The 12324-nt window shown below is 58.6% G+C and carries 12 protein-coding genes and 1 pseudogene; 4 read left to right on the top strand and 9 right to left on the bottom strand.

What is annotated here, in order from left to right; all coding sequences use genetic code 11:
• Positions 1-2: 2 nt before the first annotated feature.
• A complete protein-coding gene (gene crp, locus BZ163_RS30050) occupies positions 3-647 on the bottom strand; it encodes a cAMP-activated global transcriptional regulator CRP (RefSeq protein WP_128873947.1) in 645 nt (214 codons plus the stop codon).
• A 246-nt stretch (positions 648-893) separates the two neighbouring features.
• On the opposite strand from crp, the gene BZ163_RS30045 reads away from it, so the two are divergent.
• Positions 894-1316, top strand: coding sequence for an OsmC family protein (locus tag BZ163_RS30045; RefSeq protein WP_060541609.1), 423 nt, complete (start codon positions 894-896; stop codon positions 1314-1316).
• Positions 1317-1486: 170 nt separating this feature from the next.
• Here the strand turns inward: BZ163_RS30045 and coq7 are convergent, their stop codons facing one another.
• The 6 genes and pseudogenes from coq7 to hemJ all read right to left on the bottom strand — a co-directional run bounded on the left by coq7 (position 1487) and on the right by hemJ (position 6008).
• Complete coding sequence (gene coq7, locus BZ163_RS30040; protein WP_128873946.1) at positions 1487-2134, bottom strand: 2-polyprenyl-3-methyl-6-methoxy-1,4-benzoquinone monooxygenase; 648 nt, start codon at positions 2132-2134, stop codon at positions 1487-1489.
• A 113-nt stretch (positions 2135-2247) separates the two neighbouring features.
• Positions 2248-2586, bottom strand: a complete 339-nt coding sequence (locus tag BZ163_RS30035) for a histidine triad nucleotide-binding protein (protein WP_128873945.1) — start codon at positions 2584-2586, stop codon at positions 2248-2250.
• A 79-nt stretch (positions 2587-2665) separates the two neighbouring features.
• Positions 2666-3454, bottom strand: coding sequence for an SDR family oxidoreductase (locus BZ163_RS30030; protein WP_128873944.1), 789 nt, complete (start codon positions 3452-3454; stop codon positions 2666-2668).
• A gap of 62 nt (positions 3455-3516) precedes the next feature.
• Positions 3517-4491, bottom strand: a complete 975-nt coding sequence (locus BZ163_RS30025; RefSeq protein ID WP_128873943.1) for a DUF805 domain-containing protein — start codon at positions 4489-4491, stop codon at positions 3517-3519.
• Positions 4492-4581: 90 nt separating this feature from the next.
• A pseudogene (locus BZ163_RS30020) lies at positions 4582-5549 on the bottom strand (NAD(P)H-dependent flavin oxidoreductase).
• Positions 5550-5579: 30 nt separating this feature from the next.
• A complete protein-coding gene (gene hemJ, locus BZ163_RS30015) occupies positions 5580-6008 on the bottom strand; it encodes a protoporphyrinogen oxidase HemJ (RefSeq protein WP_128873942.1) in 429 nt (142 codons plus the stop codon).
• A 135-nt stretch (positions 6009-6143) separates the two neighbouring features.
• On the opposite strand from hemJ, the gene argC reads away from it, so the two are divergent.
• A complete protein-coding gene (argC, locus tag BZ163_RS30010) occupies positions 6144-7178 on the top strand; it encodes an N-acetyl-gamma-glutamyl-phosphate reductase (RefSeq protein WP_128873941.1) in 1035 nt (344 codons plus the stop codon).
• A gap of 166 nt (positions 7179-7344) precedes the next feature.
• The gene (erpA, locus tag BZ163_RS30005; protein WP_007947969.1) at positions 7345-7695 is read left to right on the top strand and encodes an iron-sulfur cluster insertion protein ErpA; all 351 of its coding nucleotides are present in this window, start codon (positions 7345-7347) and stop codon (positions 7693-7695) included.
• Between the two features lie 70 nt (positions 7696-7765).
• Here erpA and BZ163_RS30000 read toward each other — a convergent pair whose 3' ends face one another.
• Both BZ163_RS30000 and BZ163_RS29995 read right to left on the bottom strand, forming a co-directional pair.
• Positions 7766-8857: an anhydro-N-acetylmuramic acid kinase gene (locus BZ163_RS30000; protein ID WP_128873940.1), complete on the bottom strand. Its 1092-nt coding sequence runs from the start codon at positions 8855-8857 to the stop codon at positions 7766-7768.
• Positions 8858-8860: 3 nt separating this feature from the next.
• Positions 8861-10306: a peptidoglycan DD-metalloendopeptidase family protein gene (locus BZ163_RS29995; RefSeq protein WP_128873939.1), complete on the bottom strand. Its 1446-nt coding sequence runs from the start codon at positions 10304-10306 to the stop codon at positions 8861-8863.
• Positions 10307-10519: 213 nt separating this feature from the next.
• Between BZ163_RS29995 and tyrS the strand changes: the two genes are divergently transcribed.
• On the top strand, positions 10520-11719 hold the full coding sequence (gene tyrS, locus BZ163_RS29985) for a tyrosine--tRNA ligase (RefSeq protein ID WP_128873938.1): 1200 nt from the start codon (positions 10520-10522) through the stop codon (positions 11717-11719).
• The last annotated feature ends 605 nt before the right edge of the window (positions 11720-12324 follow it).

Here is a 12324-nt window from a genome sequence, read left to right as displayed (position 1 = left end):
GCTTAGCGCGTACCGAAGACCACCATGGTCTTGCCTTTGACGTCCACCAGGTCACGCTCTTCCAGATCCTTGAGCACGCGTCCGACCATTTCACGGGAGCAGCCTACGATCCGTCCGATTTCCTGACGGGTCACCTTGATCTGCATGCCGTCGGGGTGGGTCATGGCATCTGGCTGTTTGCACAGTTCCAGCAGACAGCGAGCAACACGTCCGGTCACGTCAAAAAACGCCAAGTCGCCCACCTTGCGGGTGGTGTTGCGCAGACGTTGGGCAATTTGCCCGCTGAGCACGTAAAGAATGTCCGGATCCTGCCGGGACAATTCGCGGAATTTCACATAGCTGATTTCCGCGACATCACATTCGACCTTCGCGCGCACCCAAGCGCTGCGTTCCTGTTCCAGGCCGGCCTGTTCAAACAGTCCCAGTTCACCAAAAAAGTCCCCGGTGTTCAGGTAGGCGATGATCATTTCGCGACCATCGTCGTCCTCGATCAGGATGGTGACCGAGCCTTTGATGATGAAGAACAGCGTGTCCGAGCGATCCCCGGCGCAGATGATATTGGTCTTGGCCTGGTAGCGACGGCGCTGGCAATGCATCAACAGTTTGTCGAGGTTTTTGATTTTGGGCGTGGGCGCAATAGCAACCATGGTTCTATCCCGAAAAGACTGCACGGTGTGGTTGGTTTTTTCCAGGGGCTGGCGAAGACCGCAATCGTTGTTGTCGGCAACGAGGCTGGCTATGCGCCAGCTAATTGCCGCAGCTTAACAGACACTTCCTGCAATATTCGAGCATTTACCTACGGGGGCGGAAGGTATGTCCTGGAAGGCGAGCGCTGCCAATCAAGGGCCCTGTGCTAAGCTGGCGACCCTTTTTTATACAGTGGAGTCTTGGCGATGAAGGCACGCATCCAATGGGCTGGCGAAGCCATGTTCCTCGGCGAATCCGGCAGCGGTCATGTCGTGGTCATGGACGGCCCGCCTGAAGCCGGCGGTCGCAACCTGGGTGTCCGGCCAATGGAAATGCTTCTGCTGGGTGTTGGCGGTTGCAGTAATTTCGACGTGGTCAGTATCCTCAAGAAGTCCCGCCAGGCCGTCGAAAGCTGCGAAGCTTTCCTCGAAGCCGAACGCGCGACCGAGGATCCGAAAGTTTTTACCAGGATCCACATGCACTTTGTGGTCAAAGGCCGTGGGCTGAAAGAAGCCCAGGTCAAACGCGCCATCGAACTGTCAGCAGAGAAATATTGTTCGGCGTCGATCATGCTCGGCGCGGCCGGTGTTGCAATCACCCACGATTACGAGATCGTCGAGCTCGGTTGAATCGCCGCGCAACAGGGCAGCCTGAAGCTTCAGGCAATAAACTTCAGGCAATAAAAAGGCGGCTACCTGACGGCAGTCGCCTTTTTATTGGCTGAAAGTCCACCCCTGTGGCAGCGGCGGCGCGGCGATCCGACTTGCCTGCGAAGAGGCCCTGTCAAACAACGCAGCCGTCAGATCCGATAAGTGCTCTTGGTCATCACCTTGGCCAACAGACCCATCCCGAATTTCACTGGCGCCGGAAAGCGGAAACCGCCAGCATCCAGCGCGCTTTCAGCATGCTGCTCTTCATCGATGCGCATCTGCTCGAGGATCGCCCGGGACTTTTCATCTTCCGCCGGCAGTTGCTCAAGGTGTTCATTCAGGTGCTTGCAGACTTGATGCTCGGTAGCCGCAACGAAACCCAGGCTGATTTTGTCGCTGATTAGCCCGGCCACCGCGCCAATCCCGAACGACATGCCGTAAAACAGTGGATTGAGAATGCTGGTGTGGCTACCTAGCTGATGGATACGTTGCTCGCACCAGACCAGATGGTCGATTTCTTCTTCGGCAGCGTGTTCCATCGCGGCCCGCACTTGCGGCAGTTTGGCGGTCAGGGCTTGACCCTGATACAACGCCTGGGCACAGACTTCGCCGGTATGGTTGATACGCATCAGGCCGGCAACGTGCCGGGTGTCTTCGTCGCTCATTTTCGCATCCGGCTGCACGATAGCGGGCGACGGACGGTACGGTTGGCCGCTGGAGGGCAGCAGGGTTCGCATCGCGGCATCGGCTTGCAACAGAAGACGGTCAATCGGCGAGTAGTGACGTTGGGTAGTCATGCTGACCTCCGGGAAGAATCTCGGCGGCCAGTTTAACCCAATCGGCCGGTGAAGGTTTGTGCTGGGTCATGGGATCACACCGCGCTCCTACAAGATACAGGGGGCGTGGTGGATCAGCCCGGCGGCCAATGCATCTGGCGCTGACCCAATACATGCATATGAATGTGATAGACCGTCTGCCCGCCCAGTGGATTGCAGTTCATGACCACACGGAAACCTTCTTCGCAGCCCAGTTCCAGCGCCAGGCGCTGGGCAGTGAACAGAATATGCCCGGCCAATGCCTTGTCGTCCTCGGTGAGGTCGTTCAGGGTGCGCACGGATTTTTTCGGGATCACCAGAAAATGTACCGGTGCCTGTGGGGCGATATCGTGGAAGGCCAGTACCTGGTCGTCCTCGTAGATGATCTTCGCCGGGATTTCCCGGTTGATGATCTTGGTGAACAGAGTATCCACAGCAGTTTCTCCGTTGTTTGGGCTGGACTGAGTGTACCCATGGGAGATGCGCCAGCCCAGCGTTTTACCGTAGGACCATTCAGCGTGGACAATAGGCCTTGTTGACCATGCCGGCGATTGTCCGGTTCAGCCAGCGTGAACCCAGGCGCGGCAGAAAGGCGCGCCAGCGGTTACGTCGGCCCGGAATGATGATGGCGCGATTTTTTTCCAGTGCCCGCACGGTATAGAGCGCGACTTCCTCGGGACTCATCAGCAGTTTGCTGTCGACCAGTTTGCCGGTGTCCAGTTGCGCGGTGCGGAAAAATGCGGTGCGAGTCGGGCCAGGACAGAGCACCGACACCTTGACCGCACATTTCTTCAACTCGACGCGCAACCCTTCGGAAAAATGCAACACATAGGCTTTGCTGGCGTAATAAGTGCTCATCCACGGGCCCGGATGGAATGCGGCGACCGAGGCGACGTTCAGGATCTGCCCGCCACCCTGCAAGGCCATGCTGTTGCCGACCGCATGACACAGGCGGGTGAGGGCGAGGATGTTCACCTCGATCAGATCCTGCTCGGTCATCCAGTCCTGGGCCAGAAAAGGACCGCAGGTACCCATGCCGGCGCAGTTGACCAACAGATCGATCTGGCGATCACCTTCCTCCAGTTCCAGCAGAAACCCGGACAGACGCAACGGTTCGCCCAGGTCACAGGCCCGGAATAACACTTCCACGCCAAAACGTTGAGTCAGTTCAATTGCAATGCTTTCCAGCTGATCACGCTGTCGGGCCACCAGAATCAGGCTGCGGCCGCGCCGGGCCAGCGCTTCGGCCATCGCCAGGCCGATGCCGCTGGAAGCGCCAGTGATCAGAGCGTAACGGGTCATGCAGTTCTCCATCGCAACAGCTCCGCGCCGGCGACGCAGGTGTCACGGGCGGGAAGCGCTGTTCATTCTTTCGCAGAGTCTACAGGGGGCCGGGCTTCTTCGGCTGCATCGTCAGCTGAATTTGGCGCAGGCTCTGCTTCCACAGCGGTTTGATCTTCGATCCCCTCGGCGGTGACCGAGTCACTTTCATAGAGGCGCTCGGTGGCGCTTTCGTATTCGCTATGGATCGCAGTGAGCCCGCCGGACAGCCCGCCGATCAACAGGATCGCGGTAAATACCAGCCATAGCGCAGACAGGATCTTGACCGCTGGGCTGTTGGGCGGTGGTGGTGCTCCGTATCGATTGGCGGTGTGGTTGCCCGGCATAAGCATCATCACGAACGGAAAGAAGCTGCCCACGATCGGCACGAGCGTCAGCAGCCAGAGCCAGCCGGACCAGCCGATATCATGCAGGCGCTGGACGCTGAACTGGATGCTGATGAAGCCGAACACCACGATGAGCGTAAAGGCCAACAGCCCCCCGAGAATCAGCCCGGCGCTGGAATCCGTACTGATAAGGGTGAGGCCGAAAAAAACCAGCATGGCGCTGATGCCAAACGTCACCAGCATCAGAACCATCGTCCAGGCCAGATAGCGCAAGCGGCCAATACGGCCGTCGAAACTGAATGCCTTGAGCGTGGCGAACGCCGGCAGCGCTTCGCCGACAGCCGCGCGCGGCGGTGCGTAGGGTGATTCCGGATCTGGCGCTGGAGGTGGGTCGGCAGGCGTGTGTTCGTGCACCTCAGACAGGTTCAGTTCGACCTGGGGTTCACGTTCGATCCGGGCATCGATGCCGGTTTTCGTCAGCGCCTGCAGATAAGTCTGGGCATCGGCCTGTGACAGGTCGCGTTTGAGTGCAACCGGCCGGCCACTGAACAGCCGCTCGATGGCAGCGACATCGGATTTGAATAGCTCGGCGAGATTGAGTTTGGCGGTGGTGGCCTCGACACCAGGCAGCAGAGCGCCGTCGAATACGATCTTGTAACGGTTTTCGCTCATGGGCGAGGCATCCTTGTCGCGAAAAATTTGAATGGAGTGGTGCGCAGCCGGCGTGTAGGCCGGCCGGGAGCAACTGGCCGAGTTGTCCTGTCAGCGCGGCCAACGATCACGCAGCTGTGCCGCCTGTTCCAGGGCCTGGCGGTATTCATCGTCCAGGCGTGCAACCAATTGATCGACACTCGGCAGGTCATCGATTTCGCCGACGCCCTGGCTCGCGGACCATACGGTTTTCCAGGCCTTGGCTTCATCGCTCAACGGCTTGAGCTTGGCGCCGAAGTTGACCTCACCCTTGCCTTGCAATGCCGCCATGTCGAAACCGGCGGCCTCCAGGCTTTGGCGCATGAAGCTCGCCGGTACGCCCGACACGGCTGGAGTATGGACGATGTCCGCGGCTCTGGACGTCAGCAACATCTGCTTGTAGGCGTCAGGTGCATGACTTTCGGTAGTGCCGATGAATCGCGTGCCGAAGTAGGCGAGGTCGGCGCCGAGCAATTGCGCGGCAAGAATCTCGTGACCGTGGTTCAGGCAACCGGCCAGCAGCAGGGTCTTGTCGAAGAACTGGCGGATCTCGGCAATCAGTGAAAACGGGCTCCAGGTGCCGGCGTGTCCACCGGCACCTGCGGCCACGGCGATCAAGCCGCGACCCCGGCCTCGGCCGCTTTCTCGGCATGGCGACGGGTCGTCACGTCGTGGAACACCAGGCCGCCATAGCCGTGGACGGCATCGACCAGTTCCTTCACGGCCCCCAGGCTGGTAATCACGATCGGCACTTTGTGCTCGATGCAGATATCCAGGTCCGCTTGCAGGCGCGGGTTACTGTTGTGGACGATCAGGTTCACCGCGTAAGGCGCAGGGTTGTCCAGTGTCGCCAGCCCTGCTTCGATTTCCTCCAGCCAGGCCTTGAAGCCACTGCTCTCGCGTTGATTCAGCGCGGGAAAGCTGCCCACCACACCATTTCGGCAGCAAGCGAGCACCAGTTGCGGGTTGGAAATCAGGAACATCGGCGCGGCCACCACGGGCAGGCGCAAACGTTGTTCGAGCAAAGCGGGCAGCGACATTGGAATTACCCCGGTGAGTTGTGCCTGAAATCAGAACGGCCGAACGACGACCAGAATTACGATAGCCAGCAATAGCAGAACCGGCACTTCATTGAACCAGCGATAAAAGACATGGCTGCGGGTGTTTTCGCCACGGGCAAAACGTTTCACCTGGGCGCCGCACATGTGGTGGTAGCCGATCAGTATCACCACCAGCGTCAACTTCGCGTGAATCCAGGCGCCCTGACTGAATATGCCGGGGTTCAGGGCGATCAGTGCGATGCCGAAAATCAGCGTGGCGATCATCGCCGGTCCCATGATGCCGCGGTACAGCTTGCGCTCCATGATGCTGAAGCGTTCCTTGCTGACGGTGTCTTCGCTTTGCGCGTGATAGACGAACAGGCGCGGCAGGTAGAACAGGCCGGCAAACCAGCAGACCATGCTGACGATGTGCAGCGCTTTGAGCCATAGATAAAGCATTTTCAGTTATTCCCAGGTTCACGGTAAACGCGATAGTAGAGGCTTGAGGCTCCGCACGTCACCTTGGCGGTTGTCGCAGAACGATACGGGCCCTATGATCGACGGCTTTCCAGTGAGTTCGTTGAGGGCAGGTTTATGGTCAAGGTCGGTATCGTCGGCGGCACGGGTTACACCGGTGTCGAACTGCTGCGTCTGTTGGCGCAGCATCCGCAAGCTGAAGTGGCAGTGATCACTTCCCGATCCGAGGCCGGTCTGGCCGTGGCTGATATGTACCCGAACCTGCGCGGTCATTACGATGGCCTGGCGTTCAGCGTTCCGGACATCAAGACCCTGGGCGCCTGCGACGTGGTGTTCTTCGCAACGCCTCACGGTGTAGCCCATGCCTTGGCCGGTGATTTGCTCGCGGCCGGGACCAAGGTCATCGACCTGTCGGCCGACTTCCGTCTGCAAGACGCCGAGGAATGGGCCAAGTGGTACGGTCAGCCGCACGGTGCGCCGCAATTGCTGGAAGAGGCGGTCTATGGCTTGCCGGAAGTCAATCGCGAGCAGATCAGGCAGGCTCGCCTGATCGCCGTACCCGGGTGCTACCCGACGGCCACGCAATTGGGTTTCCTGCCGTTGCTCGAAGCCGGTCTGGCCGATACCACTCGCTTGATCGCAGACTGCAAATCCGGTGTCAGCGGTGCCGGCCGTGGTGCCTCCGTAGGTTCGCTGTATGCCGAAACATCGGAAAGCATGAAGGCCTACGCGGTCAAGGGACACCGTCACTTGCCGGAAATCCGCCAGGGTCTGCGGCGTGCAGCGGGCAAGGACGTCGGTCTGACTTTCGTCCCGCACCTGACGCCAATGATTCGCGGCATTCACTCCACGCTCTACGCCACTGTCGTGGATCGCTCGGTGGATTTGCAGGCGCTGTTTGAAAAGCGTTATGCCAACGAACCGTTCGTCGATGTCATGCCTGCTGGCAGTCATCCGGAAACCCGCAGCGTGCGCGGTGCCAATGTGTGCCGGATCGCCGTGCATCGGCCGCAGGACGGTGATCTGGTGGTGGTGTTGTCGGTGATCGATAATCTGGTCAAAGGCGCGTCGGGTCAGGCGGTGCAGAACCTGAACATTCTGTTCGGACTGGATGAGCGCCTGGGCCTGTCCCACGCGGGCATGCTGCCGTAAGTCTGTTGCGCTCGACAAAAAGGCCCGTCTGACGGGCCTTTTTGCATTCCGGACGGGCAATGGGTTTGATTGATATACCGTAACAATAGTTGACCGATTTTCTAGGAGAAGCGGATAATGCACGTCATCACGCATTATGGCGGCGTAACGCCGGGAGATAGTCAGCATGAGCGTCGAATCCTTCACCCCCACGGCTTTGCAATTCACCCACGGTGCCGCGCACAAGGTGAAGAGCCTGGTCGATGAAGAGGGGAATGATCGCTTGAAGCTGCGCGTATTCGTTACGGGCGGCGGTTGTTCAGGTTTTCAGTACGGTTTTACCTTCGATGAAGAAGTGGCCGATGACGACACCATCGTCGAGCGCGAGGGTGTGAGTCTGGTCGTCGATCCGATGAGCTTCCAGTACCTGGCAGGTGCCGAGGTGGATTATCAGGAAGGTCTGGAAGGTTCGCGTTTCGTCATCAAGAATCCGAACGCCTCCACCACATGTGGCTGCGGCTCTTCGTTCTCGATCTGATCGCGCAGAGCGTCACCAGGCGCCGCATGGCTTCAGGGCCCTGCGGCGTTTTGCTGTCCGGAGTTCGGGTTCAGGCGGGGTAGATAGCGCCCAGTACGCGCAGGCCTCGGGCGCCGGTGACGCTGGGGCGATTGGCCGCAATGCCTTCCAGGCAGCAGTGGGCCAGCCAGGCAAAGGCCATGGCTTCGACCCAGTCCGGGTCGACACCGCAAGCCGCGGTGCTGCTGACTGTTGCCTTGGGCAGCAGGCTGGCCAGGCGGCCCATCAACGTGGCGTTGTGCGCGCCGCCGCCGCAAACCAGCAATTGCCGGGTATCCGATTGAGCACTTTGCAACGACTCGACGATGGTCAGTGCAGTCAGCTCAAGCAGTGTCGCCTGTACGTCTTCGGCGGCGAAGCTGGGCAACGGTGACAGATGCCGGGTCAGCCACGGCAGGTTGAATACCTCGCGACCGGTGCTTTTCGGACCCTTGGTCACAAAAAACGGATCGCTGAGCAATGCTTTCAGCAGAACAGTTTCGACCTTGCCGCTGGCAGCCCATTGGCCGTTACGGTCAAAGTGGTCGCCGCGTTGCTGGTGAATCCACGCATCCAACAGCACATTCCCAGGACCACAGTCGAAACCGGCTACCGGTTTGCCAGGTTCGATCAGGCTGAGATTGCTGAAGCCGCCAATGTTCAACACCGCGCGGTTACCGGCCTGTTCTTCAAACAACGCTTCGTGAAAGGCCGGAACCAAGGGGGCGCCTTGCCCGCCCGCCGCGACGTCGCGGCTGCGGAAGTCGCTGACGACGGTGATGCCGGTCAGCTCGGTCAGCAGGGCAGGGTTGCCGATCTGCACCGTGAATCCGCGCGACGGTTCATGGCGAATGGTCTGGCCGTGGCTGCCAATCGCGCGAATGTCTGCAGGTTTCAGGTGTTGTTGATCAAGAAGGGCGGCAATACCTTGCGCTGCCAGCTTTACCCAGTTCTGCTGGGCGATGGCGGAGCGGGCGATCTCGTCCGGGCCACTGGCGCACAGGCCAAGCAGCTCGGTGCGCAGGGAGTCAGGCATCGGGATGTAGTGCGTGGCGATCAACCTGATCGCCGAGGTTTGCTCGATCAGCGCAATGTCCAGTCCATCAAGGCTGGTTCCGGACATCACACCTATATAGAGCGTCATGGCTTAGCGCTTCGAAGCCAGCAGGGTGGCTTTCTCTTGGTCCATGCGCGCCATCAGGGGCTGGCTCTGCGCGAGGAAGCGTGCGCGTTCGGCCTTGGAGATCGGATCGGCCATCGCCACCTTCTGGCCCAGCGGGTCGACGTGCACGCCATTGACCTGGAACTCATAGTGCAGGTGCGGGCCGGTGGAAAGCCCGGTGGTGCCGATATAACCAATCACCTGGCCCTGCTTGACGCTGCCGCCGGTTTTGACGCCCTTGGCGAAACCTTGCATGTGGCCGTAAAGCGTGCGGTAAGTATTGCCGTGCTGGATGATCACGGTATTGCCGTAGCCGCCGCGGCGACCGGCCAACAATACTTTGCCGTCGCCGGCAGCCTTGATCGGCGTGCCACGTGGTGCCGCGTAATCGACACCTTTATGCGCGCGGATCTTGTTCAGGATCGGGTGCTTGCGGCCCATGGAGAATTTCGAGCTGATGCGCGCGAAATCCACCGGAGTACGGATGAACGCCTTGCGCATGCTGTTGCCATCAGCAGTGTAGTAGCTGCTGTTGCCTTGTTTGTTGGTGTAACGCACGGCGGTGTAGGTCTTGCCGCGGTTGATGAAGCGCGCGGAAAGGATTGGGCCGGTGCCAACGGCTTTGCCATTGACGACTTTCTGCTCGTAGATCACGTCGAACTGGTCGCCCGGGCGAATGTCCTGGGCAAAGTCGACGTCGTAACCAAACACACTGGCCATGTCCATGGTCATTCTATGGGACAAACCGGCGCGAGCGGCCGACTGCGACAGCGAGCTATTGATCACACCGTGAACGTACGCCGAGCGCACGGTCGGTTGGGCGGTAATGCGGTTGAAGGCATAACCCTTGTCGTTCCTGGTCAGGCTGATGGTTTCAAGGTCGCTGACCTTGCTGTGCAGGTTGATCAGTTGGCCTTGCGGGTTGAGTTCGAACTCGAGCTTCTGGCCGCGCTTGAGTTGGCTGAATAGCTTGGCTTGTTTGCCGCTGGCCAGCACTTCATGCACCGAAGCGGCGGGGAGGCCGACTTTCTCGAACAGAGTGGAGAGCGTGTCACCCTTGGCGACGACCACTTCCCTGTGGCTGGGAGCTTTCTTTTCTTCGATGACAGGCGCAGTTGCTGCTGCCAGCGCGGGTGCAGGTTCCGGCGCGGCCTCAGCGGTTTGCGCGGTCTCTTCGGCGCTGTTTTCGATCTGCGCGAAAGGGGACTCTTGCGGCTCGTTTGTGGCCTGGACGGCTTCAGCAGCGTCTTGATCTTGTGTCAGTTGTTCAGCAGGGCTTTCCAGTTCAAGACTCAGGGTCGTTCTTTTGGCTTCAACATCACTGGAAGGGAATACCAGAAGCGCCAGGCTCAGGAGAGCGGCGATGCCACTCGCTGCGAGCAGGTGGGTCTTCGGGTAAAGCGGTGGCGCTTTAGACGGTTCTTTGGTCATAGGTAATGTTTGACTTTGAAAAAGATGAATTGGAAAAGATGAATGACATGATGAAGATGAAATAACTGTATAAAATATAACCAAATCATCTCTGAAGCAAGTCCGCGGACGCTCTGTCGGTGGATTGGCGTCCGTGCGCCGGGCAAAACTTTGTATTTGCCGCGCGATCTTGTATGGTTGGTCCCCTTTGAATTCGAGCCTTGCGGGTCTGTTATGAAGTCGGTTGAAGAGCAGCTAGCGCTGATCAAACGTGGTGCGGAAGAACTGTTGGTCGAGTCCGAGCTGATCGAAAAGCTCAAGCGTGGCCAGCCGCTGCGTATCAAGGCGGGCTTCGATCCGACCGCGCCGGATTTGCACCTGGGCCACACCGTGCTTATCAATAAGCTGCGCCAGTTCCAGGACCTGGGTCACCAGGTGATCTTCCTTATAGGTGACTTCACCGGGATGATCGGTGATCCGAGCGGCAAGAGCGCGACGCGTCCTCCGCTCACCCGCGAGCAGGTTCTCGAAAATGCCGAGACCTACAAGACGCAGGTATTCAAGATCCTTGACCCGGCCAGGACCGAGGTGGCGTTCAACTCCACCTGGATGGATCAGATGGGGCCGGCTGACTTCATTCGCCTGACTTCGCAGTACACCGTGGCGCGCATGCTCGAGCGCGACGACTTCGACAAGCGCTATACGACCAATCAACCGATTGCCATTCATGAGTTCCTCTATCCGCTGGTGCAGGGGTACGACTCTGTCGCGCTGCGCGCGGACGTCGAGCTTGGCGGAACCGACCAGAAGTTCAACCTGCTGATGGGGCGTGAACTGCAGCGTGGTTATGGTCAGGAGCCCCAGTGCATTCTGACAATGCCGTTGCTCGAGGGTCTGGATGGCGTGAAGAAGATGTCCAAGTCCTTGGGCAACTACGTCGGTATTCAGGAAGCGCCGGGGGTCATGTACAGCAAGCTGGTGTCCATCCCTGATGTGCTGATGTGGCGTTACTTCGAATTGCTCAGCTTCCGCTCCATGGATGAGATCAACGCATTCCGCGCGGATGTCGAGGCGGGTGCCAATCCACGAGACATCAAGATCAAGCTGGCAGAAGAAATTGTTGCGCGTTTCCATGGCGAGGAGGCTGCGGCCACTGCTCATCGTGGGGCGGGCAATCGTATGAAGGAAGGCGAGCTGCCGGATGATCTGCCGGAGATCGAATTGACGGCGACCGAAGATATGCCGATCGCTGCCGTCCTTAATAAGGCAGGCCTGGTGAAGAACTCTGCCGTGGCGCGTGATCTGCTCGGTTCTGGTGGTGTGCGTATAGATGGCGAGGTGGTTGATCGCACCTTTATATATGCACTGGGTGCGACGCATGTTTGCCAGGCCGGAAAGAAGGCATTTGCGCGTATTACGCTTAAATCCGAATAAAGCTGAAATCAGGGCTTGACGGCAGATTCTGGAAGTCTATAATTCGCCCCACTTCCGGCGCAGTCGAAACGGAAAACTCCTTGGTAAACAAAGAGTTACGCAGTTTTCGACAGTGAGTTGCTTCAGTTCATCGAGGCCCAGAAGGAGTTGATCAGGCAGTGTGTTGTCGCCTTGTCAACGGTTCGATCTTCTCGGTCGAAAGCGGAGTAAAAGAGGTGTTGACAGCAGCGAGTAACGCTGTAGAATTCGCCTCCCGCTGACGAGAGATCGGAAGCGCCAAGTGGTTGAAGTTGCAAGGGAAACCTTGAAAACTTCTGAAAATAACCGCTTGACAGCAACAGAGGAAAGCGTAGAATGCGCGCCTCGGTTGAGACGAAAGTTCTTAACCAACCGCTCTTTAACAACTGAATCAAGCAATTCGTGTGGGTGCTTGTGGAGTCAGACTGATAGTCAACAAGATTATCAGCATCACAAGTTACTCCGCGAGAAATCAAAGATGTAACCAACGATTGCTGAGCCAAGTTTAGGGTTTCTTAAAAACCCAAAGATGTTTGAACTGAAGAGTTTGATCATGGCTCAGATTGAACGCTGGCGGCAGGCCTAAC

The sequence above is a fragment of the Pseudomonas sp. VI4.1 genome (assembly GCF_002029345.1).
Taxonomy (GTDB): domain Bacteria; phylum Pseudomonadota; class Gammaproteobacteria; order Pseudomonadales; family Pseudomonadaceae; genus Aquipseudomonas.
This window is presented reverse-complemented; position numbering and strand designations above follow the sequence as displayed.